Source organism: Bradyrhizobium nitroreducens, assembly GCF_002776695.1.
In the GTDB taxonomy this organism is placed as follows: domain Bacteria; phylum Pseudomonadota; class Alphaproteobacteria; order Rhizobiales; family Xanthobacteraceae; genus Bradyrhizobium; species Bradyrhizobium nitroreducens.
Map to the genome: position 1 here is coordinate 2224313 of NZ_LFJC01000003.1, position 26144 is coordinate 2250456.

Annotated in this window: 25 protein-coding genes; 9 read left to right on the forward strand and 16 right to left on the reverse strand. The window is 64.3% G+C overall.

Features of this window, described 5'->3' with window-relative positions; genetic code table 11:
• Positions 1-132 precede the first annotated feature (132 nt).
• The 4 genes from TSA1_RS10955 to TSA1_RS10970 all read right to left on the reverse strand — a co-directional run bounded on the left by TSA1_RS10955 (position 133) and on the right by TSA1_RS10970 (position 6879).
• Positions 133-732, reverse strand: a complete 600-nt coding sequence (locus TSA1_RS10955) for a TetR/AcrR family transcriptional regulator (protein ID WP_100176360.1) — start codon at positions 730-732, stop codon at positions 133-135.
• Positions 733-765: 33 nt separating this feature from the next.
• Positions 766-3903: an efflux RND transporter permease subunit gene (locus TSA1_RS10960; protein WP_100176361.1), complete on the reverse strand. Its 3138-nt coding sequence runs from the start codon at positions 3901-3903 to the stop codon at positions 766-768.
• Positions 3904-4166: 263 nt separating this feature from the next.
• Complete coding sequence (locus TSA1_RS10965) at positions 4167-5273, reverse strand: efflux RND transporter periplasmic adaptor subunit (RefSeq protein ID WP_100176362.1); 1107 nt, start codon at positions 5271-5273, stop codon at positions 4167-4169.
• 274 nt (positions 5274-5547) lie between these two features.
• Positions 5548-6879: an MFS transporter gene (locus TSA1_RS10970; RefSeq protein ID WP_100176363.1), complete on the reverse strand. Its 1332-nt coding sequence runs from the start codon at positions 6877-6879 to the stop codon at positions 5548-5550.
• 78 nt (positions 6880-6957) lie between these two features.
• On the opposite strand from TSA1_RS10970, the gene TSA1_RS10975 reads away from it, so the two are divergent.
• Positions 6958-7392, forward strand: coding sequence for a ribosomal maturation YjgA family protein (locus TSA1_RS10975; RefSeq protein WP_100176364.1), 435 nt, complete (start codon positions 6958-6960; stop codon positions 7390-7392).
• On the opposite strand, the gene TSA1_RS10980 is transcribed toward TSA1_RS10975, so the two are convergent.
• Positions 7393-8019, reverse strand: coding sequence for a TetR/AcrR family transcriptional regulator (locus TSA1_RS10980; RefSeq protein ID WP_245448204.1), 627 nt, complete (start codon positions 8017-8019; stop codon positions 7393-7395).
• Between the two features lie 39 nt (positions 8020-8058).
• Here TSA1_RS10980 and TSA1_RS10985 point away from each other — a divergent pair, with 39 nt between their 5' ends.
• On the forward strand, positions 8059-8910 hold the full coding sequence (locus TSA1_RS10985) for an oxidoreductase (protein ID WP_100176365.1): 852 nt from the start codon (positions 8059-8061) through the stop codon (positions 8908-8910).
• 50 nt (positions 8911-8960) lie between these two features.
• A complete protein-coding gene (locus tag TSA1_RS10990; RefSeq protein WP_100176366.1) occupies positions 8961-9962 on the forward strand; it encodes an NADP-dependent oxidoreductase in 1002 nt (333 codons plus the stop codon).
• A gap of 11 nt (positions 9963-9973) precedes the next feature.
• Here TSA1_RS10990 and TSA1_RS10995 read toward each other — a convergent pair whose 3' ends face one another.
• Together TSA1_RS10995 and TSA1_RS11000 are read right to left on the reverse strand one after the other, a co-directional pair.
• Positions 9974-11140 carry a winged helix-turn-helix domain-containing protein gene (locus TSA1_RS10995; protein ID WP_100176367.1) on the reverse strand — a complete coding sequence of 389 codons (1167 nt, stop codon included), beginning with the start codon at positions 11138-11140 and terminating at the stop codon, positions 9974-9976.
• Between the two features lie 108 nt (positions 11141-11248).
• On the reverse strand, positions 11249-11503 hold the full coding sequence (locus TSA1_RS11000; protein ID WP_063196637.1) for a hypothetical protein: 255 nt from the start codon (positions 11501-11503) through the stop codon (positions 11249-11251).
• A 613-nt stretch (positions 11504-12116) separates the two neighbouring features.
• Here TSA1_RS11000 and TSA1_RS11010 point away from each other — a divergent pair.
• Positions 12117-12758, forward strand: coding sequence for an OmpA family protein (locus TSA1_RS11010; RefSeq protein ID WP_100176369.1), 642 nt, complete (start codon positions 12117-12119; stop codon positions 12756-12758).
• Positions 12759-12805: 47 nt separating this feature from the next.
• Here TSA1_RS11010 and TSA1_RS11015 read toward each other — a convergent pair whose 3' ends face one another.
• Together TSA1_RS11015 and TSA1_RS11020 are read right to left on the reverse strand one after the other, a co-directional pair.
• Positions 12806-14749, reverse strand: coding sequence for a hybrid sensor histidine kinase/response regulator (locus tag TSA1_RS11015; RefSeq protein ID WP_100176370.1), 1944 nt, complete (start codon positions 14747-14749; stop codon positions 12806-12808).
• Positions 14750-14852: 103 nt separating this feature from the next.
• Positions 14853-16283, reverse strand: a complete 1431-nt coding sequence (locus tag TSA1_RS11020; protein WP_100176371.1) for a phospholipid carrier-dependent glycosyltransferase — start codon at positions 16281-16283, stop codon at positions 14853-14855.
• 52 nt (positions 16284-16335) lie between these two features.
• Between TSA1_RS11020 and TSA1_RS11025 the strand changes: the two genes are divergently transcribed.
• A complete protein-coding gene (locus tag TSA1_RS11025) occupies positions 16336-17037 on the forward strand; it encodes a FecR family protein (RefSeq protein WP_100176372.1) in 702 nt (233 codons plus the stop codon).
• A 2-nt stretch (positions 17038-17039) separates the two neighbouring features.
• On the forward strand, positions 17040-18149 hold the full coding sequence (locus tag TSA1_RS11030; protein ID WP_174718855.1) for a hypothetical protein: 1110 nt from the start codon (positions 17040-17042) through the stop codon (positions 18147-18149).
• Between the two features lie 189 nt (positions 18150-18338).
• On the opposite strand, the gene TSA1_RS11035 is transcribed toward TSA1_RS11030, so the two are convergent.
• The 3 genes from TSA1_RS11035 to TSA1_RS11045 all read right to left on the reverse strand — a co-directional run bounded on the left by TSA1_RS11035 (position 18339) and on the right by TSA1_RS11045 (position 19948).
• Entirely contained in the window at positions 18339-18827 is a 489-nt protein-coding gene (locus TSA1_RS11035) for a VOC family protein (RefSeq protein WP_100176374.1), read from the reverse strand.
• Positions 18828-18869: 42 nt separating this feature from the next.
• Positions 18870-19298, reverse strand: a complete 429-nt coding sequence (locus tag TSA1_RS11040; RefSeq protein ID WP_100176375.1) for a VOC family protein — start codon at positions 19296-19298, stop codon at positions 18870-18872.
• Between the two features lie 131 nt (positions 19299-19429).
• Positions 19430-19948: a cupin domain-containing protein gene (locus TSA1_RS11045; protein ID WP_100176376.1), complete on the reverse strand. Its 519-nt coding sequence runs from the start codon at positions 19946-19948 to the stop codon at positions 19430-19432.
• 128 nt (positions 19949-20076) lie between these two features.
• Here TSA1_RS11045 and TSA1_RS11050 point away from each other — a divergent pair, with 128 nt between their 5' ends.
• Positions 20077-20295, forward strand: a complete 219-nt coding sequence (locus TSA1_RS11050) for a CsbD family protein (RefSeq protein WP_100176377.1) — start codon at positions 20077-20079, stop codon at positions 20293-20295.
• Between the two features lie 142 nt (positions 20296-20437).
• On the opposite strand, the gene TSA1_RS11055 is transcribed toward TSA1_RS11050, so the two are convergent.
• The gene (locus TSA1_RS11055) at positions 20438-20902 is read right to left on the reverse strand and encodes an FKBP-type peptidyl-prolyl cis-trans isomerase (protein ID WP_100176378.1); all 465 of its coding nucleotides are present in this window, start codon (positions 20900-20902) and stop codon (positions 20438-20440) included.
• Between the two features lie 71 nt (positions 20903-20973).
• Entirely contained in the window at positions 20974-22560 is a 1587-nt protein-coding gene (ggt, locus tag TSA1_RS11060) for a gamma-glutamyltransferase (RefSeq protein WP_100176379.1), read from the reverse strand.
• A 197-nt stretch (positions 22561-22757) separates the two neighbouring features.
• Here ggt and trhO point away from each other — a divergent pair, with 197 nt between their 5' ends.
• The gene (trhO, locus tag TSA1_RS11065) at positions 22758-23540 is read left to right on the forward strand and encodes an oxygen-dependent tRNA uridine(34) hydroxylase TrhO (RefSeq protein WP_100176380.1); all 783 of its coding nucleotides are present in this window, start codon (positions 22758-22760) and stop codon (positions 23538-23540) included.
• Positions 23530-23748, forward strand: coding sequence for a SlyX family protein (locus tag TSA1_RS11070; RefSeq protein ID WP_100181081.1), 219 nt, complete (start codon positions 23530-23532; stop codon positions 23746-23748). The genes trhO and TSA1_RS11070 overlap by 11 nt, the downstream gene beginning before the upstream one ends.
• A gap of 6 nt (positions 23749-23754) precedes the next feature.
• Here the strand turns inward: TSA1_RS11070 and TSA1_RS11075 are convergent, their stop codons facing one another.
• A complete protein-coding gene (locus TSA1_RS11075; protein ID WP_100176381.1) occupies positions 23755-25659 on the reverse strand; it encodes a sensor domain-containing diguanylate cyclase in 1905 nt (634 codons plus the stop codon).
• 175 nt (positions 25660-25834) lie between these two features.
• Positions 25835-26050, reverse strand: a complete 216-nt coding sequence (locus TSA1_RS11080) for a hypothetical protein (protein ID WP_174718856.1) — start codon at positions 26048-26050, stop codon at positions 25835-25837.
• Positions 26051-26144: the final 94 nt, after the last annotated feature.

The window sequence follows — 26144 nt, forward strand, 5'->3', positions numbered from 1 at the left end:
TTTCCTCATCCTGGTAGCCCGGATGGAGCGAAGCGTAATCCGGGGCCGCGGGCACAACGCTGATCCATCCCGGATTGCGCTACGCTCCATCCGGGCTACGTCGGTCTGCTTACAGGAGAAATTCCGCGCCCGTCAGTGGCGCGGCGACAGACCCGCGATGACGAAATCGATCATCTGGTCGATGGTCGGGCCCGGCTTGGTGGCGCACTGGGCGATCATCTGGGGGTGGAAGAAGCGCATCATCGCAGTGCAGGCGCACAGCGAGGCCAGCTGGAGATCCCTCGCCTCAAACTCGCCGGAGGCCACGCCCTGGGCGATCATCTGGCCGACAAATCCGGCGATGCACTCCATATGGTTGACGCAGACCTGCCAATCCTCCTGCATCGCGATCTCGACCATCTCGTGCAACTTGTTGTCGCCGACATAGCGCTCGGTGTTCATGCGATGGATGGTGTTGAGCAATTCCCGGAAGCGCTCCGGCACCGGACCGGGCCGCGCCACGATCCGCTGCGCCTCGAGCTCGACCTCGCCCATGAGCGAGCGGGCCACCGCCTGATGGATCGCCTTCTTCGATTCGAAGAAGCGATAGACATTGGCGGGGCTCATCCTGAGCTCCTTGGCGATGTCGCCGACCGTGGTCTTCTGGTAGCCGATCTGGCGGAACAGCCGCTCGGCCACCTCGAGGATCCGATCCCGGGTGTCGCCTTCGATATGTTCCGCAACCAGTGTCATCTGTCAGGACTCGTCAGTAGCACTTCATCTCACTTATTCAGCCGCTTCAGCAAGCGGAATTGCCGGATGTTCATCGCTGCCATGCTGCGGCGCGGCCGGCTGTTCCGGCGTACCGGCCTCGTCCAGGCTCTTCCTGAACCAGAGTGCATAGAGGCCCGGCAGGTACAGCAGGGTGAGGAAGGTCGCGACGAAGAGGCCCCCCATGATGGTGATCGCCATCGGGCCCCAGAAAGCCGAGCGCGACAGCGGGATCATGGCCAGGATGGCGGCGAGCGCCGTCAGCACCACCGGACGGGCACGGCGGACGGTCGCCTCCACAATCGCCTCGCGCCGGGTCAGGCCGTGGGAGACGTCGGTCTCGATCTGGTCGACCAGGATGACGGTGTTGCGCATGATCATGCCGGCCAGCGCGATCAGGCCGAGCAGCGCCACGAAGCCGAACGGGGCGTTGGCGACGTTGAGGCCGAGCGAGGCGCCGACGATGCCGAGCGGCGCGGTCAGGAACACCAGGATCAGGCGCGAGAAGCTCTGCAGCTGGATCATCAGCAGCGTCAGCATCACCATGACCATCACCGGGAAGAGGATGAAGATCGAGGCATTGCCCTTGGCGGATTCCTCGAACGCACCGCCCGCCTCGATGCGGTAGGCCGGCTCGAGGTGATCCTTGATCGCCTTCAGCTTTGGCGTGATCTGGCCCGTGACATCAGGGGCCTGCACGCCGTCGACGACGTCGGAGCGCACGGTGATGGCCATGTCGCGGTTGCGCCGCCACATGATCGGCTCCTCATGCGCATACTCGATCTTGGCGATCTGCTGCAGCGGCACGGCGACGCCATTGCGCGAGGTGATGGTGAGGTCGCCGACGCCGCCGAGGTCGAGGCGCTCGGACGGGACCGCACGGGCGACCACGCCGATCTTCTCGATGCCGTCGCGCACGGTCGTGACCTGCGAGCCCGAGATCAGCATCGCGAGCGCCTGCGAGACGTCCTGCGGGGTCAGGCCCATGGCGCGGGCGCGGTCCTGGTCGACGACGAGCTTGAGGTAAGGCGACTGCTCGTTCCAGTCGAGCTGGACGTCCTTGACGCTCTTGTTCTGCCGCATGACGTCGCGGACCTGGTAGGCGATCTCGCGCACCTTGTTGGCGTCGGGGCCGATCACGCGGAACTGGACGGGGAAGCCGACGGGCGGGCCGAAGTTGAAGCGATCGACGCGGACGCGCGCCTCGGACAGCATGCCGTCGGCAACCGCGTTCTCGATCTTGGCCTTGATGCGTTCACGCGCCTCGACGCCCTTGGCGACGACGACGATCTCGGCAAAGGCCTCGTTCGGCAGTTGCGGATTGAGGCCGAGCCAGAAGCGCGGCGAGCCCTGGCCGACATAGGACGTGTAGGTCTCGATGTCCTTGTCGTCCTTCAGCAGCGTCTCGGCCTGCTTCACCGCCTTCTCGGTGACGTTGAAGGCGGTGCCCTCGGGCAGGCGCAGCTGGAAGAACAGCTCGGGCCGCTCCGAGAGCGGGAAGAACTGCTGCTGGACATGGCCGAACCCGACGATCGAGGCGACGAAGACGCCGACGGTCGCGGCCACCACGGTGATGCGGTGGTTGACGCACCATTGCACGATGGCGCGCAGGCCGCGGTACATGCGGGTCTCGTAGACCGCATGCGGATCGTGATTGTGGTGCGCCTTCATCTCCGGCAGCAGCTTGACGCCGATATAGGGCGTGAAGATCACCGCCACGAACCAGGAGGCGACCAGCGCGATCGCCACGATCCAGAAGATGCTGCCGGCATACTCGCCGACCGCCGAATTGGCAAAGCCGATGGGGAGGAAGCCAGCGGCCGTGACCAGCGTTCCCGTGAGCATCGGAAACGCGGTGGATTCCCAGGCAAAGGACGCCGCGCGCATGCGGTCCCAGCCCTGCTCCATCTTCACCACCATCATCTCGACCGCGATGATGGCGTCGTCGACGAGCAGGCCGAGCGCGATGATCAGCGCGCCGAGCGTGATACGATGAAGGTCGAGCGACATCGCGTTCATGACGATGAAGACGATGCCGAGCACCAAGGGCACCGACAGTGCGACCACGATGCCGGTGCGCCAGCCCAGCGCCAGGAACGAAACGAACAGCACGATGACGAGCGCCTCCATGAAGGAGTGCACGAACTCGCCGACGGCGTGCTCGACCACCTTGGGCTGGTCGGCGATGAGCTTGACGTCGATGCCCTGCGGCACGGCCTTCATGAACTCGGCCGTCGCCTTCTCGACCTCCTTGCCGAGCTCGAGGATGTTGGCGCCCTTGGCGGTGACGACGCCGATGCCGATCGCTGCCTTGCCTTCCTGGCGAACGACGAAGCTCGGCGGATCGACATAGCCGTGGGTGACCGTGGCGATGTCCCCCAAGCGGAAGACGCGACCGTTGCTCTCGACCGGCGTTTCGGCGACCGCCTTGGCGCCGTCGAGCGCGCCGGTGACGCGCAGCGGCACGCGCTGCGAGGAGGTCTCGACCGTGCCGGCCGGCGTCACGTTGTTCTGCTTGGCGAGCGAATCGAACAGCGCCTGCGGCGTGATGCCGAGGGTGGCGAGCTTGGCGTGGCTGAACTCGACGAAGATGCGCTCGTCCTGGTTGCCGTAGACGTCGACCTTGGTCACGCCAGGCACCTTCAACAGGCGCTGACGGAATCCCTCGGAGACCTTCTTGAGCTGGGCATAATCGGCGCCGTCGCCGGTCATCATGTAGAGGATGGAATCGACGTCGGAGAACTCGTCGTTGACGACGGGCCCGAGAATGCCCGACGGCAACTGGCCCTGCACGTCGACCAGCTTCTTGCGCAGGAGATAGAAGAGATAGGGCACGTCCTTCGGCGGCGTGTTGTCGCGGAAGGTGACCTGGAGCGCGGTGAAGGCGGGCTTGGAATAGGTCTGCACCTTCTCGAAATAGGGCAGCTCCTGGAGCTTCTTCTCGATGGGATCGGCGACCTGCGTCTGCATTTCCTGCGCGGTCGCGCCGGGCCAGATCACGGAGACGTTGACCACCTTCACCGTGAAGAACGGATCCTCGGCGCGGCCGAGCTTCTCGTAGGAGAAGAAGCCGGCGACGCCGAGCACGAGCATCAGGAAGAGAACCAGCGTCGGATGGCTGACGGCCCAGGCCGAAAGGTTGAAGCGCTTCATCGCTCTCTCCGAAACACGATCCAGTTGCAATAACGACAGCCGCTCAGTTCAAACCGTCGTCGGGAGGCAGCGAAGCAATCCAGGGGGCTGGGCAGGTTCTGGATCGCTTCGCCGCTTCAGCCTTTGCTTAGGGACAAAGGCCGAAACTCACCTCACACGACGTAACTTACTTCTCTCGTCATTCCGGGATGGTCCGAAGGACCAGACCCGGAATCTCGAGATTCCGGGTGCGGCGCTGCGCACCGCCCCGGAATGACAAGGAACTAAAACGACAGGGACGAGACGACCCGCACCCGCTGGCCCGGATCGAGCTTCTGCACGCCGAGGGCGACGATCTTGGCGCCCTCTTCCACGCCGCCGGTGATGACCACGTCGTTGCTCTCGTAGGACTTCACCACGACCGGCTTCAGAGTGAGCGCGCCGTTGTCGTCGACGACGTAGAAGGACGGCTTGCCGCCTTCGTTGAACAGCGCCGACAGCGGCAGCCGCGCGACACGCTCGGTCGCGGCGTCCGACAGCGTCAGCGTCGCGGTCATGCCGAGCGCGACCTTGTCGTCGGCCTCGGGCAGCGAGAACTTCGCAAGATAGGTGCGCGTGGCCGGATCGGCCGCCGGTGCGATCTCACGCAGCTTGGCCGCATATTTCTTGTTCGGCTCGGACCAAAGGGTGACGCTGGCGACGCCCGACTTGGCACGTCCGACCAGCGTCTCAGGGATCGCGACGACCGCTTCCTTTTCGGCAAAGCGGGCGACGCGGATCGAGGCCTGGCCCGCGGCGACCACCTGGCCGGGCTCGATCAGCGTTGCGGTGACGACGCCACGGGCGTCGGCGTTGAGCGTCGCGTAGGAAAGGGAATTCTTGCTGAGCTCGAGCGCGCGCTCGGCGCGGTTCAGGCGGGCGCGGGCTTCGTCCGCGGTGGCACGGCTCGAATCCATCTGCGCGTCGGTGGTCCAGCCCTTGGCCTTGAGGTCCTTGGCGCGCTGCTCGGCGGCGGCGGCCTGGGCCAGCACGCCGGTCGCGGCGGTCTGCTCGGCGGCGGCCTGCTCGGCCTGCAGCTTCAGATCGACCTCGTCGAGAGTGGCGAGCGGCTGGCCGATCTCGACGGTCTGGCCGACTTCCACGAGTCGCTTGGCGACCTTGCCGGCAACGCGGAAGCCGAGATCGCTCTCGATCCGGGGCCTGACGGTGCCGACAAAGCTACGCTCGGGGGTCTCGGCATCATAATGCGCGGTGGCGACCAGAACCGGCCGCGGCGGCTCGGCCTTCTCGGCGACGGTGTCATTGCACCCGGCCAGGGTCGCCGCCATCAGGGCCAGCGACACGCCTGCCAACAGCCTGGAATAGCTCGACAAAACCGACCGGACGAACATCGAAGGACACTCCTGCATCTCGAATGAGAGGAATGTCGACTAATCACTGATAAAAGTCAATAATCGTCAGTCATCAGGAAAGCGTGATCGTTAAGGGGCGGTAACAAGGCGGATACCTATTCGCAGGAAGGTGCTCCGGTAGGCACGCCGAGGTCAGGCCTCAGCCCGGATGTCGTAGGGTAGGCAAAGGCGCGGTAGCGCCGTGCCCACGACACTATCCGCGGGCACGCTGCGCTTTGCCTACCCTACAGGACCGTACACGCGGCTTGCGGCTCTACCGCCCCTGCCCGGCAAACTCGTGCTTGCTGTCGTGGCCGCCGACGAACACCAGGATGCCGGCGAGCAGAGGCAATACGGCGAGCACCAGGAGGCCGGTCGAGGTCTGGCCCGTGGCTTCCTTGACCCAGCCGATCAGATACGGCCCGCCGAAGCCGGCGAGATTGCCGATCGAGTTGATCAGCGCGATGCCACCGGCAGCCGCGGTGCCGGAGAGCCAGGCGGTCGGCAGGGTCCAGAACACGCCGAAGCAGCAGAACACGCCGATGGCCGCGACCGTCAGCACCACCATCGTCATGGTCGGATCGGTCAGATAGGAGGACGCACCGAGCGCGACAGCGGTCAGCAGCAACGGCGCGCCGACATGCATCACCCGCTCGCGCGTCGCATCGGAGTGCCGCGCCCACAGGATCATCGCGATGGTGCCGAACAGATACGGGATCGCGGTGACGAAGCCGGTCTGCGCATTGGTCAGCCCGAACGCCTTGACGATCTGCGGCAGCCAGAACTGCATGCCGTAGAGCGCGCCGACGAAGCCGAAATAGATCAGGCTGAGCGCGATCACCTTGGGCGAGGACAGCGCTTCGCCGAGCGAGAAATGCTTCACCGCCTGCTTGGCCGCGATCTCCGAATCGAGCTTGGCCTTGAGCCAGGCCTTCTGCTCGGCCGAGAGCCAATCCGCCTTCTCCGGCTTGTCGGTGAGATAGAACCAGGTGACGATGCCGAGCAGCACCGAGGGAATGCCCTCGATGATGAACAGCCACTGCCAGCCCTTGAGGCCCATCGCACCGTCGAGCCCGAGCAACAGGCCCGAGATCGGCGCGCCGATCACAGTCGAGACCGGCACGGCGATGGCGAAGGCCGCAAGGAAGCGAGCGCGATATTCGGCCGGATACCAGTAGGTGAGATAGAGGATGATGCCGGGAAAGAAGCCGGCCTCTGCGACACCGAGCAGGAAGCGCAGGACGTAGAAGCTGGTGACGCCGCTGACCATCGCCATCAGAGCGGAGATGACGCCCCAGGTCACCATGATCCGGGCAATCCAGCGGCTGGCGCCGAACTTCTCCAGCGCCAGATTGCTCGGCACCTCGAAGATGAAATAGCCGATGAAGAAGATCCCGGCGCCCCAGGAGAAGATCAGCGGCGTGAACTTCAGCTCGGCGTTCATGGTCAGCGCGGCGAAGCCGAGATTGACGCGATCGAGATAGGAGAAGAAGTAGGCCAGCACCAGGAACGGGATCAGGCGCCATGAGATGGCGCGGATGGTCGAGGTCTCGATCTCCGATTTGGTGGCGCCGGCGGAACCGGCATAGGTGGTGGTCTGGCTCATGGCTTCCCCCGGGTTATTGCTTTTGTGAGCTGATCCGGGGTTTTCAGCATCGCCGGCAAAGAGTCAATGGAGTGAGCAATGCACGGGACGCAGCCGGATCAACCCATTGCACCGCTCCGGACATCGCTGATCCGCGCCGCCCTCGCACTGATCGTCATTGCCTGCGGACTGTCGTTGCGCTGGTACGGCTTTCCGCTTGGGCTGCCTGCGTTCGTCGTCAAGTACGGCGGCTCGCTGTTGTGGGCCACCATGGTGTTCTTGCTGGCAGGGGTTTTGCTACCGCGGCTGACGCGGACACAGATTGCAGCCATCGCAGCGGTGATCGCGTTCATCGTCGAGTTCTCACGCTTGCTGCACACGCCTTGGCTCGATGCGTTCCGGCTCACCACGGCCGGCGCGCTGCTGCTCGGCCGCATCTTCTCGCTGTGGAATCTGACGGCCTACTTCGCCGGCATCGTAGTCGGCATCTGGCTGGATCGGCTCACCGAGATTTGCAGCACGGGCAAAAGCTAGCTAACGAGTCAGTTTCTTCCGTGTGGCCCGCAGAATCTCGTCTGACAATTTTGGATCGCTCACTGCGCGGGCAAGCACGATCGCGCCGACCAGGGAAGCAAGAGTCACGATCGCATCCTCGTCGCGCTGGCGTTGCCTGGTCCCCGAACCCAGGCGGGCGCCGAGCCATCCAATCATGCCCCTCACGCCGGCGGTAAAGCGCTCGCGCGCTCCCTGGCTCTGGCGATGCATTTCAGAGCACAGCGCCGCAAAGGGGCATCCGCTTCCTGGTTCATCCCGGTGCGCCGGCGAGAGATACTCGGAAACGTAATCGCCGACCGTGGACATCTCACCGAGCTCTCGACCTTTGGAGACGATTGCCGCCGCAATGGCTTCCTCGACCAGCCGCTGCTTGGAGCCGAATTGGCTGTAGAGGCTGCCGTGGGTCATACCGGCGGCCTCGGTTAGGGTATCAACTCCAACGCCGGCTATTCCGCGCTCCCGGATCAGGCGCGAAGCCGCCGTTAGAATTCGGTCGCGGTTGTCAGCCGCTCGTTCCTTGGAAACGCGCATATCGAAGATCCCGAATCGGAAGGCTTGACAATTATAATTACGACCGCCATCTAATTCAATAATTACGATCGTCATCAAAATTCGGCGAACGCCGCTGAGCGTCAGGAGAAGATCATGACCAACGCAAAGATTGCTCTGGTGACGGGCGCCTCGTCGGGCATCGGTGAAGCCACCGCGCAGCGCCTGGCGGCGGTCGGCTACAAGGTCTACGGCACCAGTAGACGCGGACATCAGCCAGCCAAGCAGTCTTTCGAGATGCTGACCCTCGACGTGACCAACGACGCTTCCGTGACGGCCGCGGTCGGCGAGGTCATCCAGCGCGAGGATCGCATCGATCTTCTCGTGAATAACGCCGGCTTCGGGGTTGCCCCCGCCGGAGCGGAGGAGAGTTCGATCGAGCAGGCTCGGAAGATCTTCGAGACCAATTTTTTTGGGCTGGTCCGGATGACGCGCGCCGTCCTGCCCCAGATGCGCCGCCAGGGCAGCGGCCGCATCATCAATATCGGTTCGGTTCTTGGTTTTCTGCCGATGCCCTACGGGGCGCTCTACGCCGCGACCAAGCACGCGGTGGAGGGTTATTCGGAGTCCCTCGACCACGAGTTGCGCACGCGGGGCATCAGGGTCTCCATCATCGAACCCGCCTACACGAAGACACCATTCGATTCGAACTTCATGGAGCCGGACGACAAGCTCGAGGATTATCGCGAGGCGCGCGCGGGCGTGAGCCGGCGGATAAACGAGGTAATGGCAACCGCCGAATCGCCGGACGTAGTCGCAGAAGCCGTGCTGGATGCCGCGAACGCGGCGCATCCCAAGATCCGGTACGCAGCCGGCAAGCTCGCGAACCGCCTGCGGTTGCTTCGCAGGTTTGCTCCCGCCGGACTCGTGGACGCAGGGATCCGAAAGGATCTTCGACTTGATGCCCGGCCGACCTCTGCGTCTTCCCGTCCAGCACGAGCTTTTTGACTCGCGCGGGCGCCGCCGCTCCCGGCGCACACCGATTGGGACACAGCGACATGAAAGCACTCATCTTCAAGCAGTATGGCAAGGCCGATCAGCTCACGTTCGCCGACCTGCCTCGGCCGACGCCGAAGCCGGACGAAATTCTCGTCCAGGTCCACGCCGCGGGCTTGAACCCGATCGACAACATGATTCCGAAAGGAACATTCAAACCGATTCTGCGCTTTCAGCTCCCGGCGACGCTGGGCAGCGATCTGGCCGGGGTGGTGGTCGAAGTCGGAAACCTGGTGACCCGGTTCAAGCCGGGCGACGAAATCTTTGCCAGCATCTTCGACATGGGCACGGGCGCACTCGCCGAGTTTGCGGTCATTCCCGAGACCGCCGCTGCGCTCAAACCGCCGAACCTGGACTTTGTCCAGGCGGCGTCACTCCCGATGGTCGCACTGACGTCGTGGCAAGCGCTGAAGGAGCGTGCACGCCTCAAGCCCGGCCAGAAGGTGTTCATTCCGGCAGGTGCCGGTGGGATCGGAACGTTCGCCATCCAACTTGCCAAATATCTTGGCGCGAAGGTAGGAACGACGACCAGCAGCGGAAACGTGGACCTGGTGCGAAGCCTCGGCGCCGACGAGGTGATTGACTACAGCAAGCAGCAATTTGAGACAGTGCTGCGGGACTACGATGCCGTGCTTGGCACAATCAGGGGCGATGCGATCGAGAAATCGCTCGGCATATTGAAGCGCGGAAGCACTGTCGTCTCGCTGGTCGGACCACCAGACGCTGCATTCGCTCGCGCCCGGGGCATGAACTTCTTCATGGTGTTCCTGTTCGGCATGCTGAGCCGCAAGATCATACGCGGCGCCGGCAAGCGGGGCGCCGAATATTCGTTCCTGTTTGTGCATCCGGATGGAAATCAGCTCTCTCAGATCGGCGAGATTCTCAAGGCCGGCGACATCCGGCCGGTGATCGACAAGGTGTTCCCCCTTGCGCAGGCCAGGGAAGCTCTCGCCTACCTTGCAAAAGGCAGAGCGAAGGGGAAGGTTGTCGTCCGGATCAGGTGACGGCCCTACGTTCACTCCGAGAGCTGAAACCGCTCGAAACGGTCGAGCTCGTCCTCGATCTTCTGCTTGAGCTCCTTGCGGCCTGCGGTCTTCCTGCCCTGCCCGACCCAGGTCCATTTCTGCATCAACAACTTCCTCGCCTGCCGGTCGGTCTTCAGATCGAGCGCGGCGACGATCTCGTCGCCGACCAGCACGGGCAGCGCAAAATAGCCGAGCTTGCGCTTGGCCTTCGGCACATAGGCTTCGAACAGATGGTTGTAGCCGAAGACGAGATTGGTCCGCTTGCGCTGGATGATCAGGGGATCGAACGGCGAGAGGATGTGGACGAGATCGGGCGATGCCCCCTCGCCGCCGGCTTCCAGCACCGCCGGCGCCGCCCAATGTTCCTGCTTGCCGGCGCCCTCGAGCGCGACGGGAACAAGCTCGCCGCGGCGGACGCGCGCGGCGATCAGGCCGGCCACCGCCTTCTTGCGCGGTGCGTCGAGATGGCAGGTCGAATCGAGGCTGACCACGCCTTGCGACCGCAGCGCGCGGTCGAGCAGATAGGCCGTGATGTCCTTGCTCGAGGCCGGCTTCGGCAGCTTGTCCCAGCCGAAATGGCGCGTCATCAGCTCATAGGTCTTGAGCATCCCCTGGCGCTCACTGACGGTTGCGACGCCCGTGTAGAAGGCGAGCTGCAGCGCCCGCTTCGAAGGTTTCCGGCTCTGCCAGAGGTGCTCCTTCTCGGTGAGCACGTCGTCCTCGATGTCGCGGATCGTCAGCGGGCCGGCGCGCAGCAGCCGCATCACCTTGCGGGTGTCGGCAGGCTTGACCGAAGCGTACCATTTGTGACCCTCGCGGCGGTGCTCGCGCATCGCCGGGAGAAAAAAGCGGAAGTCACCGGCCGGCACGTAGGAGAGCGCATGCGTCCAATATTCGAAGACGCTTTTGTCGAGACTCTGGGCCTGACGCAGATCGGCGCGGCGGTAGGACGGGATGCGGCTGAACAGGATGTGGTGGTGGCAGCGCTCGATGACGTTGATGGTGTCGATCTGAACATAGCCGAGATGGGCGACCGCATCCGCGACGGCCTGTGCTCCCTCGCCGAACGGGGTACGCTCATCCAGCCGCTGGGCATGCAGCCAGATCTGCCGGGCCTGAGTCGTGGCGAGAGGAAACGGTTTAGGCGCGCGTGACATTGCAGAACGCAATGTAGCGGGATTCGCGCCGGGAGAAAGCAACCGACGCACAAAGAAAAAGCCGCGCTGCCATCTGCTGACAGCGCGGCCGCTTGACGTCGTCCGGACCTACTTCGCCATCATGGCCTTCTGCGACTTCATGTAGTGCATGCAGGCGCTCTTCATCTTGCCATTGCTCATGTCGGTGTTGGCCATGGCCATTTCCTTGTTCGACGCCATCTTGGCCGGTGTGTCGGGCGTGCCGCCCATCATCGCGGCCGACTTCATCATGTTGTCCTTGGTGCACGCCATCATCGCGGCGGAGGCCGGGGACAGCGACAGGGTGAACGCGACAAAGGCTGCGGCCGTGAGCAAGATCTTCATCGAAAAGTCTCCTCCGTAAAACGAAACCGGCGTCATGCCGGCCTTCGCAATTACGTATTCTCTCGCGCCGACGTTTCGCGGAGAAGACAATTTTCTTGCTGCGATGCAATGACGAGGCGCTTCAACGGCCATCCTTCGGCGCTTTGGGCCGGTCACCGAGACTGCCGGTCGCGACATCCGGCTTGCACAGGGCCTTGCCGCGGCGCGCATCTGGCCGATTTCTTGTTCGCGGCCGGGCCGCGCGGCCACGGCTTTGCGATGATCGGCGTGCAGAGGTCTCCGGACGCGGTGCCGGCGGCGAGACACATGACCGGCCTCTCCCCGCGGGCACGATCCAGGAGCCCGTGCGCCTCAACGTGATTTCGATCACACCGGGCCGGCCGCCGCGTGAACCTTTCCTGCGGAGATGACGACCACTGCTATTGGGACAATCGGCCCCGGCCCCGGAGCGGCCGCGAAACAGGCCGCTCCACCGCCCGGAACGCCGGGAAATACATGAGACCGAGCCTGCAAGCGCTGTAGCCACCGTGACCAGGATCACATCAGGGCTTTTGAACCCACCCTATGCTCGCAGCATCAAATCGCTATCAGGCGTAACATCGAGGATACGACAATGACCCGTTTTGATAAGTTCTTTGGACTGAAGGCGATAACCCTTTCCGCCGCGCTGTCGATGACGGCCGGCCTGGCTCTGGCCGGCGACAACAACGTCACCACCGGCCAGATCCTGGATGCACTGAAGCCGAAGCCGGCGACCCGCGGACTGTCCGTCGGTCCGCAGGCCGACACGACCGCGCAGGCCAAGGAAGCGACCTTCCTGAATACGGTGCGCAACCGCTCGACCCGCTCGCTTTCGACCGGCGAACGCGAGCAGATCGCCGAGCTCGCCGCGACCAAGCCGAAGATCGATCTGGAGATCCAGTTCGACTACAACTCGGCCAATATCGCCAAGACCTCAATGTCCTCGGTGCAGGCGCTCGGCAAGGCTCTCTCCGACCCGGCACTCAAGGGCTCGACCTTCGTAGTCGCCGGCCATACCGACGCGATCGGCGGCGAAGAGTACAATCAAGGGCTCTCCGAGCGGCGGGCCGACACGATCAAGAAGTACCTGGTGCAGAACTACGGCCTCAACGGCACTGATCTGGTCACCGTCGGTTACGGCAAGACCAAGCTGAAGGATACCGCCAACGGCGCCGATCCGATCAACCGCCGCGTCCAGGTCGTGAACATGGACACCAAGACCGCGTCGAAATGATCCGATGACGATCACCGCCTGCCGTTCCTCCGGCAGGCGGTCCGCGCTCAGACCGGCACCGGTGCGGCGAGCGCCTCGCGGACCAGCCGTGCGAGCTCAGCCTTGCGGTAAGGCTTTTCCAGGATCAAGGCGCCCTGCCGGACGTGGCCGTTCGCCGCCAGCGTTTCGAGGGCGTAACCCGAGGTCAGCAGCACGTGCAGCTCGGGCCTCTCCTTGCGGGCGAGGCCCGCCAGCTCCCACCCGTTGACGCCTCCTGGCATGACGACGTCGGAGAACAGCAGGTCGATATGCGGTGTTGCCGCAAGCGCCTGCAGGGCCGACTTGCCATCGACGGCGGAAATCACCTTGTAGCCCAGGCTCTGCAGGCTCATGACCGCGTAGGACCGGACGAACGGATCGTCCTCGACGACCAGCACGATCTCCGAACCGCTCTGCGCGACCTCCTTCTCGACTGCCAGCGGCACGCCCTGCGACTTGGTCAGCACGGCCGGAAGATAGATCCGCACGGTCGTTCCAAGGCCCGGCTCGCTGTAGATCGTGACATGGCCGTTGGATTGCTTGACGAAGCCGTAGACCATGCTGAGCCCGAGCCCGCTGCCCTTGCCGACCTCCTTGGTGGTGAAGAAGGGTTCGAACACGCGTTCCAGCACCTGCTTCGCCATGCCGGAGCCGGTGTCAGTCACCGCGATCACGACATATTCGCCCGCTGCTACGTCGGGATGAACGTTGTGATCGCCCGCATCGAGCGATGCGTTCGCCGCCGAAATGGTCAGGCGTCCACCTGATGCCATCGCATCCTGGGCGTTCAGCGCGAGGTTGAGGATCGCCGATTCCAGCTGCGCGGGGTCGGCAAAGGCGTGCCGCAGCAAAGGATCGGCCTGGGTGGTGATCTCGATGTCCTCACGCAGCGTTCGCCGCAGCAGCTTGTACATGGATTCGATCAGCTTGTTGCATTCGGTCTCGACCGGCCGCAGCAGCTGCTTGCGACTGAAGGCGAGCAGGCGCTGCGTCAGCTCGGCGCCGCGTTCGCCGGCGCTGCAGATGTCGTCGGCGAGGCGCTTCAGATCCTCGCGCGGCACCAATTGCTCGGACAGATATTCGGCGTTGCCGACGATCACGGTGAGGAGATTGTTGAAGTCGTGAGCGATGCCACCAGACAGCTGTCCGACCGCCTCCATCTTCTGCGCCCGCATCAGCTGCGCCTCGGTACGCTTGCGATCGGTCAGGTCGTGGATCATGCCGACGAAGATGGAGGAGCCGTCCTGCTGGGCCTCGCCGACCGACAGGTCCATCGGGAAGGTCGTGCCGTCCTTGCGCCGACCCGTCACCTCGCGTCCGATGCCGATGATCTTCTTGTCGCCAGTGGCGATGAAATTGCGGATATACCCGTCGTGCTCGGAGCGATAGGGCTCCGGCATCAGCATCCGGACGTTCTGCCCGAGAACCTCGTTGTCGCGATATTTGAAAAGCCGCTCGCAGGCCGGATTGAACTTCAGGATGATGCCGTCGGAATCGATCAGGATCACGCCGTCGACGGCGGTGTCGACGACAGCGCGCAACCGAGCGGCGCTCTCGCGCAGCTCGCGCTCGACCCGCTCGCGCTCGGTGAGGTCGTGAATGATGCCGACGAAGATCGAATCGCCGGCCGCCTGCTTGCTCTCGCCGACCGACAAATGCATCATGAAGGTCGAGCCATCCTTGCGCTGGCCCACCACTTCGCGGCCGATGCCGATGATCTTGCGCTCGCCGCTGATGTGGTAATTTTGTAGATAGCCGTCATGCGCATTGCGGTAGGACGACGGCATCAGGACCTTGACGTTCCGCCCGATGACCTCCTCGGCGGAATAGCCGAACAGCTTCTCGCAGGCCGGATTGAACATCAGGACGCCGCCGCGCGCGTCGATCAGGATCACGCCGTCCACCGCGGTATCGACGACGGCCCGCAACCAGTCGGCATTGGGATGGCCCGGCCTGGCGCTGAGGTCCTCCATATTCACCGGGCGACTCTCCGATTCCGAGAAGGTCGGTCCAGTCCACACGCGACAATTGATTCAGGCAAGACAATTCTACCGAGGCTATGCACGCAAGCGGGCACTAGATCCAGCTCTGGAACAACATCAGCTGGCCGAAGCTCCGCATCGAGGTGCCGATAAAGGCCGCGGAGATCGGCAGCATGACCGCAAAGCCGACCCCGGCAAGACCGACATAGGCCCAGAGCAGCCAGCGCGGCAGGCCGTCCCGGCGCAGCACATAGACCAGTGCGAGCGAGGCCGCCGTGGCGGCCGGCAGATAATAGTAGATGAAACCCAGCGTGCGCGGCAGCAAGGCCCAGGCAAGCCAGGGACCGAAATAGAACGCCGCGATCAGGAACGCGTCCCAGCGGCGCTCGACGACGAAGTCGCGCAGCACGAGCACGAGCGCGAGCAGGGCCGGCCACAACACCAGGGGATTGCCGAGGAAGACGACCGCGGAGACATTGTCTTCCGAGCTCTTGTCGAACAGAAACCACACCGGGCGCGCCAGCAGCGGCCAGGACGGCCATGAACTCATATAGGTGTGGCCGGCAATCGCGGTCGTGGTGTTGTCGGCGAAGATCCGGCGCTGCGCCTCGACCAGATCCGGCAGCGACAATCCATAGAGCGGAACGAAAGCGGCAAGATACGCCACGCCGGGCAGGATCGCGAAGCACAGCACGAGATGATGCAGCCTCAGGCCGGGCCAGAGGTCGGGCCGATACCAGTCGTCCGGCCTCGCGTCGGCGAATAGCGTGCGCCAGCCCTGCATCAGGCGGATCACCGTGACGACGACGATACAGACGCCGAGCGGAAACAGGCCGCTCCATTTGCAGGCGGCGGCACAGCCGAACAGCGCGCCCGCGAGCGCGAACAGCGCCTGCGGCCGCTCGCGTCGAAATCCGTGCATGAAGGCGGCGGTCGCGAGCAGGCCGAAGCCGAGCGTAAAGATATCGAGCATGGCGATGCGCGCCTGCACATAGAGCATCTGGTTGAATGCCGCGATCAGCGCCGCGGCGATGGCGGGCCCTTGCGCGGCGAACAGCGCGAGGCCGCACAGATAGATCGCGACGACCGCCAATGCGCCGAACAATGTCGCGGGATAACGCCAGCCGAGCGCATTGTCGCCGAAGGCCGCGATCGAGGCCGCGATCAGCTCCTTGGCCAGTGGCGGATGCATCGGATTGAGCATCGGCTGCGACATCGCCGGTGCCAGCATCTGCCGCGCCGCCGGCACGTAGTGCACCTCGTCGAAGACGAACTTCTCGGGTGTCGTCAGGCCGATCAGCAGCGCGAGATGGGCGACCAGGAAAATTGCGACAGCAACCACTGCGCTTCGCGACACTCTCGGAACTGCAGACCGTTCAAGCAGCTGCTGTGGGGATGCTTTGCGTGGCAAATTTGCGTCACCGCGGACAAAAATGAAGATCTCGGTTTTCATTGAACGCATTCCGCCGCAACTGTCACTAAGCATAACGCACGTCCAGCGCCGCTTGTGATAATTCCGCCACATCGCAGGCGCGCGCGATCCGGTACGATCAGGGACACATCGATCGGTTTGCGAAATGAATTTGCGTTTCTGGCTTTTCCCCACTCTGTTGTCGGCCGCATTGTGCGCAGGCACTTGCGCACATGCGCAGACGCGCGTCGGCGAAGCCGTCGTGATCCAGAATGAAGTTGTGCGCGTGGCCGCGACGACCACGCCGATCAGCGTCGGCGACAGCATGTTGCGCGACGAGACCGTGCGCACCGGCGCCGACAGCGCCGCGCGCTTCGTGATGGCCGACAGCACCAATCTGTCGCTTGGGCCCAGCGCCACGTTGAAGCTCGACCGCACCGTCTTCAACGACGAGCACAGCTATCGCGACGTCGCGATCCGCATGACCACCGGCGCATTCCGTTTCGTCACCGGTCATTCCGAGAAGACCGCCTACAAGATCACGACGCCGCTTGCGACGATCGGCGTGCGCGGCACCACGCTCGACATCCTCTCGCAGCGAGGCCGCTCCGTCGTGGTGCTTCAGGACGGCGCGGCCAGCGTCTGCACGACGAGCTCCCAATGCGTGCAACTGACCCAGCCGGGCGACACCGCGATCATCACGTCGACCGGCGGCAAGGTGAGCATCACCAAGACCAATACGCCACCCTGGACTTTCGCCGCCAATTGCGCTGCGAGCGCCGGGCTGTGCTCGGTCAACCAGTATGCCGACGCCACGCCGACCATCACGCCCGCCGTCCATGACGACGGCATGCTGTGCGGGCGCTGACGATGGCAACGGTGCGTATCCGCGAGCTCGTTCTTGCCGTCGCACTGGCGGCCATGGCCACCGTGACGCTGGCATGGAGTATTCAGCAGCCGGCCTCCGCCGCGACCCTGAACCTCACCAATTGTGAGGAAGGCTGCTCGCCGTCGCCCTCGCCAAGCCCGTATCCTTCACCTTCGCCGTCGCCCAATCCCTATCCGTCGCCGAGTCCGACACCGACCGGCGCCGATTCCAGCGGCAATTCGGTCGGCGGCCTCGCCGACCAGCGCTTCAACCAGATGATCACCAACCGGGTGCTCGGCACGGTCCTGCTCGGTGTCAACGAGCAGGTCAATTGCAGCGATTGCATCAGCGCATTCGGCTCGGCCGGCTCGTTCTCGGCCGGCATCCACGGCCGCAAGGAATTGACCAACAATCTGTCGCTGCTCGCCGGTATCGCCTACACGCAATACAACGAGGGCGGCTACAAGATCACCAGCGCCCCGATCGGCGCCTTCGCCCTGCGCTACGACTTCACCGACTGGGGCTCGTCGCGCCCGTTCTTCGACGTCGGCACCATCCTGACGCCGTGGGAGAAGGCGCGCTACACCCGCAGCTACGACACCAGCCTCGGGCCGGTGAGCGTCACGAGCTCGACCAATGCCTCCAACTACGCGGTCTATGGTCGCGCCGGCTGGATGAGCCGCATCTCGCCGCGCGACGAGGTCGCAGCCTCGATCGAGGTCTGGCAGCTCTGGCAGCGCGTGTCCGGCTATAGCGACAGTGCCGTGGCCTTCAACCCGTTCGACGCCACGATCGCGACCGGCACCGACCGCACCAGTCTCGTCAAGATCGGCGGCCAGTGGACGCATCTGTTCGGCGGCACTATCGAGACCAACATCAATGGCGGCTGGGTGCAGTCGTTTGCGAGCCACAGCGGCATCGTCGCCACCGTGACCGGCAACGGCGTGGTGGTGCCGACCATGGGCAACCAGGGCTGGTTCGAATATGGCGGCCGCCTCGGCTTCCGCGTGCAGAAGGGCTGGATCGTGGATCTCTTCGCCAACGGCACACTCGGCCCGCAACCGGTCGGCAACACCATCCATGGCGGCGTGGGGCTGAGGATCAATTACTAGAGCGTTTTCGAGCGAAGTGGACACCGGTTCGCGTGAAGAAAACGCGTCAAAACAGGAATCTAGAGCTTCGGTTCTGATTCAATCAGAACCGAAAATGCTCTAGCGGCGAGATCTTGCCTCAAGTTCCGCTGTCATGCCCCGGCTTGACCGGGGCAGCCAGTACGCGTGTATATGGCGAGAGCATCCCTACTACGCCGCCGACCTGCCCTCGAACGCCCGGCGCAGTGCCTCGACGTCGAGCTTGACCATCTTCATCATGGCCTGCATCGCGCGCGCGGCCGCGGCCCTATCGGGGCTCGACAGGAACTCGAACATCACTTTCGGCACCACCTGCCAGGCCACGCCCCAGCGATCCCTCAGCCAGCCGCACTGCTCTTCCTTGCCGCCATGGGCGAGAAACGCATTCCAGACGCCATCGACCTGGGCCTGGTCGTCGCAATGGATCATCAGCGAGATGGCGTGGGTATATTCCATCTTCATGCCGCCGTTGAGCGCGACCAGCGGCTGCCCCGCCACCGTGAACTCGACGACGAGCACGGAGCCTTCCTTGCCGGACGGACCATCCGCGACGTTACGCTGGACGTGCGTGACGGCCGAATTCGGCACGAGCGAGGTGTAGAACTTCGCAGCTTCTTCGGCATCGCCGTTGAACCACATGCAGGGTACGACCTTGGACATCGTGAAAGCTCCTCTTCAGTTCTTTGATCTCACGGACTTCGTTCAGGCGTTCGCCATGTCGGGCTGCAGAGGCGCGGCCGCGAGGTCCATCCAGTTCACACCCCACATGTGTCCGTCCGGATCTTCGAAGCTGCGACCGTACATGAAGCTGTATTCGTCCTTCGGGCTGGGATCGGCCACGCCGCCGGCGGCCTCGGCCCTGCCGACGATGTCGTCGACGTCGCCGCGGCTGTCCGCGGACAGGCAAAGCAGCACCTGGTTGGAGGTCCTGGCGTCAGCGATCGGCTTCGGCGTGAACTGGCGGAATTTGTCGTGGGTCATCAGCATCGCGAAGATGGTCTCGGAAAAGACCATGCAGGACGCCGTGTCGTCGCTGAACTGCGGGTTCTTGGCCGCGCCGACCGCCTCGTAGAAGGCGGTGGCGCGCGCAAGGTCGGTCACCGGCAAGCTGACGAAGATCATCTTGGGCATCGGAGGCTCCTTGGGGCGGTTTCAGCCCAAGGACGGACGGGCCGACGGCCATCCGACACCGCTTCAGGATATTTTTCGACCTGGGATCAGCGGAATCTTTGTCGCACCGAACCGGGTCCCTCGGAACAACCCTACTTCTTCTCGTTCGGGTCCCGGTGCACGGGGTCGATCCACAGCACGGTCTCGGGCTTCTCGACCGGCTCGATGTCGAGATTGATCGCGACCGCCTCGCCGTCGCTGCGCACCAGCACGCATTCCAGCACCTCGTCCGGGCTGGCGTTGATCTCCTGGTGCGGCACGTAAGGCGGGACGAAGATGAAATCGCCGGGACCGGCCTCCGCGGTGAATTGCAGGCTCTCGCCCCAGCGCATCCGCGCCTTGCCCTTCACGACATAGATCACGCTTTCGAGATGGCCGTGATGATGCGCGCCGGTCTTGGCGTCGGGCTTGATGCTGACGGTGCCGGCCCACAATTTTTGCGCGCCGACACGGGCGAAATTGATGGCGGCGGCACGGTCCATGCCAGCCGTCGAAGGCACGTTGGTGTCGAGCTGATTGCCGGGAATGACGCGCACGCCGTCATGTTTCCAGCGATCATCATGATGATGATCGTGATCATGGTGGGAGTGCGAATGGTCATGGCCGGTCATGGGACTTGCTTTCTGTTGGTTCCGTGCGCGGCAAACTAACCCGAAGCAGCTACCGCGAGCCATACCAAATTCGGAACCCTCGTAGCTCAGGGACGTTGTCTTTGCGAGCAAGATGAAAGGAGAGTTTCATGGGCAGCACGACCGACAAGATCAAGGGTACCGCCAACGAGGCGATCGGCAAGGCCAAGCAGGGCATCGGTGAAGCCACCGGTTCCGAGCGCATGAAGGGCGAAGGCGTGGTCCAGGAAGTGAAGGGCAAGGGCCAGCAGGCCATGGGCGATGCCAAGGACGCTGCGAAGGAGGCGATCGATCGCGCCGCAGCCGCGGCCAAGCGCGCGGCGGAATGACGCGCGGCATCTGAAGCGAGAAGACCGGCCGAAAGGCCGGTCTTCTTTTGCTGTCATTCCGGGGCGGTGCGAAGCACCGAACCCGGAATCTCGAGATTCCGGGTTCGGCTCTTCGAGCCGCCCCGGAATGACGGCTGCGCCGTCACTTCACCGCGAGCAATTCCACGTCGAACATCAGCGTCGCGTTCGGCGGGATCACGCCGCCCGCGCCGCGCGCGCCGTAGCCGAGCTGCGGCGGGATGATGAGCGTGCGCTTGCCGCCGACCTTCATGGAGGCGACACCCTCGTCCCAGCCCGCGATGACGCGGCCCTTGCCGATCGGGAATTCGAACGGCTCCTTGCGATCGACGGAGCTGTCGAATTTCTTGCCCTTCTGGCCGTTCTCGTAGAGCCAGCCGGTGTAGTGCATCACGCAGATCTGTCCGGGCTGCGGCGAGGCGCCGGTACCGACGGTGGAATCGATGATCTGCAAGCCTGAAGCTGTGGTCATGGTTTTTCCTGCGGTCTGGGCCGAGGCCGTGGTGGAAACGAAATGCGACACGCCGGCGATCACCGTGATCGCGAGTGCCGACATCAGAGTGAGAAGCGCGCGCTGGAGACGCTGCATAAGACACCTTCCGTTTGAGGCGGAAGGTGTCTAGCGCAACGAGGGTAACGTTTCCAGCCCTTGCGCCTCGATCAGTAGCCGAGCGCGCAGCCGTCCTTGCGCGGATCGGAACCGCCGGTGAGCGTGCCCTTGTCCCAATCGATCCAGATCGCCTGGGCGCCGCCGAGCGGGCCGACCACGCTGGTGGTCTTGTGACCGAGCTTCTTCAGCCCCTCGACGATCGCGGCCGGCACGCTGTCCTCAAGCTGATACTGGCCCTCGTAGTGCAGGCCGCGCGGCATGTCGATCGCCTCCTGCACGTCGCAGCCGTAATCGAGGATGTTGGTCAAGACATGGGTCTGGCCGGTCGGCTGGTACTGTCCGCCCATCACGGCGAACGACATGGTGGAGCGGCCGCCCTTGGTGAGCAGGCCCGGCATGATGGTGTGCAACGGCCGCTTGCCACCCTCGATGCAGTTGGGATGGCCGGGCTGGATGCGGAAGCCGCCGGCCCGGTTCTGGAACAACACGCCGGTCTTGTTCGAGACGATCGCCGAACCGAAGGAATGCGCGACCGAATTGATGAACGAGCAGACGTTGCGGTCCTTGTCCACCACCGTGATGTAGATGGTCGACGGATTCATCGGCGGCGCGACGTTCGGCAGGTCGAGCATGCCGTCCATGCGGATCTTGCTGATATACTCGTCAGCAAAACCCTTCTCCAGCATCTCGGCGACATTGATCTTCATGTGCTCGGGAGAGGCGACGTGCATCTCGCGGTTCATGTAGGCGATGCGCGCGGCTTCCGCCTCGAGATGGAAACGCTCGACGCTGACGGGCGCGTACTTCGTCAAATCGAAGCGCGACAGGATGTTGAGCATCAAGAGGGCGGTGACGCCCGGGCCGTTCGGCGGGCACTGCCAGAAGTCATAGCCCTTGTACATGGTGCCGATCGGCGAAGTCGTCTCGGTGGTGTGCGCGGCGAAATCGTCGAGGGTGTGGAGGCCACCGATCCCGCGCAGCGTCTCGACCATGTCTTCGGCGACCGCGCCCTTGTAGAAGCCGTCGCGGCCGTCCTTGGCGATCGCGCGCAGGGTCTTGCCGAGCTCGGCCTGGCGGATGACGTCGCCGGCCACCGGCGGCTTGCCGCCCGGCAGCAGGTAGCGCACGGTGTTGGTGCCGGCCTTCAGCTTCTCGAACTGGTTCTTCCAGTCGAAGGCGATGCGGGGGGCGACGACATAGCCTTCCTCGGCCGCCTTGATCGCGGGCTGCAGCAGGCGGTCGAAGCCGAACTTGCCGTGATCGCGCAGCACGGTTGCAAAGGCATCGATCACGCCGGGAATCGAAACCGCATGCGCCGAGGTCAGCGGCACCGAGTTGATCTTGCGCTCGAGATACCAGTCGGCATTCGCCGCCTTCGGCGCGCGGCCGGAGCCGTTATAGGCGATGATCTTGCCCTCACCCCGCGGCTGGACCAGTGCGAAACAGTCGCCGCCGATACCGGTCGATTGCGGCTCGATCACGCCGAGCAGGGCCGAGCCGGCCACCGCCGCATCTACCGCAGTGCCGCCCTCCCGCAGCACCTCGATTGCCGCGAGCGAGGCCTGCGGGTGCGAGGTCGCAACCATCGCGTTGGTGGCGTGGACCGTGGACCTGCCGGGGAAATGGAAGTTTCTCATCGAATTCTTGCTCTCTTGGCCGTGGGCGCAGGTGGTGCGCCATCTCGCAAAACCCGGGTCTACATGACACATTCCCGCCCGTCGGGGCAATGCTGGCATACCAGCGAAATGGCTGCCATCCACCAGGCGTATAGACCTTTCGAGGCCGGCGCCCCCTGCGGGTTTTCCGGGCCGCACGCGCCTGCTAAACGAGCCGCATGTCTGAACCGCATTCGGCCACCAAGGTCGCCGCCTTCTACCAGTTCGCTGCCCTCCCGGATTACCGCGAGCTGCGCGAACCGCTGCGCGCGTTCTGCGCCGGCCTGACGCTGAAGGGCAGCGTGCTGCTGGCGCAGGAGGGCATCAACGGCACGCTCGCCGGTGTGCCGAAGGCGATCGATGCCCTCGCCCATGAGCTGGCGCACGGCGACATGTTCGGCGGCCGGCTGAACAATCTCGAATTGAAGTTCTCCACCGCCGAGGCGATGCCGTTCGGACGGCTCAAGGTGCGGCTGAAGAAGGAGATCGTCACGCTCGGCGATGCGGCTGCCGATCCGACCCGCCAGGTCGGCACCTATGTCGATGCCAGCGAATGGAACGCGCTGATCTCGGCACCCGATACGCTGCTGCTCGACACCCGCAACGCCTTCGAGGTGGCGATGGGAACGTTCGAAGGCGCCGTCGATCCCGGCATCAGAAGCTTCGGCCAGTTCAAGGATTTTGCCGCCGAGCGGCTCGATCCGGCCAGACACCGCAGGATCGCGATGTTCTGCACCGGCGGCATCCGCTGCGAGAAGGCGAGCGCGCATCTGCTCGCGCGCGACTTTGCCGAGGTCTATCACCTCAAGGGCGGCATCCTCAGATATCTGGAAGAGGTGCCGGAGGCGCAGAGCCGTTGGCGCGGCGAATGCTTCGTGTTCGATGAGCGTGTCGCGCTGGGCCATGGCCTGCAAGAATCCGGCTTGCGCGAACGGAACAAGGATGCTGCGCGTGACGAATGAGATCAGGACGCTGAGCGAGCGCATCGACACGCTGGAGACGCGGCTCGCCTACCAGGACGACGCGATCGAGACGCTGAACCAGACCATCACCGCGCAGTGGAAGCAGATCGATCTGCTGACGCGGAAGATCGCGGAGCTCGGCGAGCGGCTCCAGGAAGCCGAGGCGAATGCGCCGGGGCCCGCCAACGAGCCTCCGCCGCATTATTGAGCCGTCCTACTGGCCGGACGCCTTGGGCATCAAACTCATGAGCTCGCCGGACATCATCAGGCGGTTGCGGCCGGCGTCCTTGGCGGCGTAGAGCGCCCGGTCGGCAGCTTCAACCAGCGAGGCCACGCCCGCCGTGCGCTCCAGCGCCGGCCGGCAGGTCGCACCGCCGACCGAGACGGTAACGCATCCAGATGCCAGATTGCTGCTTTGAACGAGGCCAGCCTCGTGAATGGCCTTGCGGATCCGTTCACCGACCAGGGCGCAGCCGGCGGCATCGGTGTTCGGCAGCAGCATGGCGAATTCCTCGCCGCCATAGCGCGCCGCCAGATCGCCGGCACGCTGCGTCTCGGCCGCGATGATCTTCGCGACCAGGCGCAGGCAGGCGTCGCCCGCGGGATGGCCGTAATCGTCGTTGTAGGCCTTGAAGTGATCGACATCTATCATCAGCAAAGCGAGGCTGGAGCGGTCGCGATAGGCCCGCGCCCATTCCTCTTTCAGCCGCTCGTCGAAGCGACGGCGATTGGCAAGGCCGGTGAGGCTGTCCTCGATCGCAAGCGTCTCGAGCCTGGTTTCCAGCTTCTTGTGCTCGGTGATGTCGCGCGAGATCGCGACCACGCCGTCGACGCGGCCATCGTCCTTGCGCGTCACCCGCATGGTCGATTCCAGCCAGACCTCACCGTTCCTCCTGTGCGCGTTGCGGTAAATGAGGCGCGCCTCCTCGCGTTCGCCGCGCTTCATGGCGTCGACGATCGCCTGGACCACCGGCAGATCCTCCGGATTGATGCCCGCCAGCGCCGGCGTGCCGATCAATTGATTGGCGCGCCAGCCGACGACGCGCACGGACGAGGGCGAGACATAGCGCAGCCGCTCGTCGAGCCCGATGCGGGTCACCATGTCGCTGGAGCCTTCGGCGAGCAGGCGGAAATGGGCCTCTTTCTCGACCAGGGCCGCGGCCATGCGCTGGCCGCGCTGCAACTGCCGCACCAGCACGGCGCCGATGACCGCAATCAGCATCACCAGCGCGAGGACGTAGAGCATGCGGGAGATGGCCGCGGCGCGCCAGGGCGCGAGCAGCTCGTCCTTGTCCAGCGTGGCGAGCAGGACCAGCGGATAGCGGACGGAGCGCTTGAAGAAGCTGACGCGCTCGGCACCGTCCAGCGGCGACTTGAAATGATAGGCGCCGCTCGGCCGCTGCAGGCTGGCGTCGCGGAACAGCGGGGTGTCGGCGACGCTGCGGCCGACGAACTTGTCGTTGCTGGGATTGCGCGCGATGATCAATCCGTCGCCATGAACCAACGCAGCAGAGCTGTTGCGGCCGATCTCGAACTGCTCGTAGAAGTGCGCGAGATATCCGGAACTGATGGTCGCGAGCACCACGCCGCCGAAGCTGCCGTCCGGCTTGTTGAAGCGGCGCGACAGAGTGACCACCCATTCGCCTTCGAGGAGGCTCTTCACGGGATGGCCGACATAGGGCTCCCGTTTCGGGGAGAGCTGATGATGGCGGAAGAGCGCGTCGTCGCTGAGCGTCGAGCCGATCGTGCCGGGCGAGGTCAGCCAGTTGCCCTGGTCGTCGATGATGGCGAAGCTGTGGATGCGCGGAACCGCCTTCCTGCGCGCCTCCATGACGTTGCCGAGCTTGGCGATGGTGGTGGGGCCGGTGCCGTCCATCTCGAGCCGGCTGACGACGCCGACGACGCCGGAATCCAGGAGATCGAGGCTGTCCTCGGCATGCTGGGTCAGCGACCGGGCGACGTTGGCCATTTCGGTCTCGGCACCCCGGAGCACCGCATCGCGCGCAGCCCATTCGCGCCAGCCGCTGACGCCGAGAATGGTCGCGCAGGTCAGCACGACGAACGCCGCCGCGCGCAGCGGCAGGCGGCTCCATCCGGCTCTTTGGGTCGCAAGGCTCATGCGGCAGAATTCTCCGATGGTTCGGAAACTCTGCGGCTTCTATTAGTGAACTCTGAAATCCCTACTGGAATACGCGGCGATCTGCCCGGGTTCCAGTAGTCCTACGGATGCCGCAATCGGCGCATCGCTAACAGGATATTAGCGAGCCTATCGGAATCCGGCCTCCTGGCGCCTGCTAGCTGAAGATCGCCTTGACCTTGTCCCAGAGCGAGGGACTGTCGGCATCAGCATCGGCCTTCGAGGGCGTCGGCTGGGCGGCGCTCACGGGATCAGACGCTGGGAAGGTGTCTCTGAGCCCGGCGTCGAGCTTGCTGTGGCGGTCGGCGGCCAGCGCTTCATGCGGATCGTCGGCGTGCTTGTCATGCGGCGCGGGATTGAATGTCTCAGCCATGATCTCCTCCATCGGCGAGTCAACGCGGCCCGATCGCGCTGGTTCCCCTGTTCCGCTGCGGGCCGAGGCGGTGTATCAGGGGCCATAACCCTGT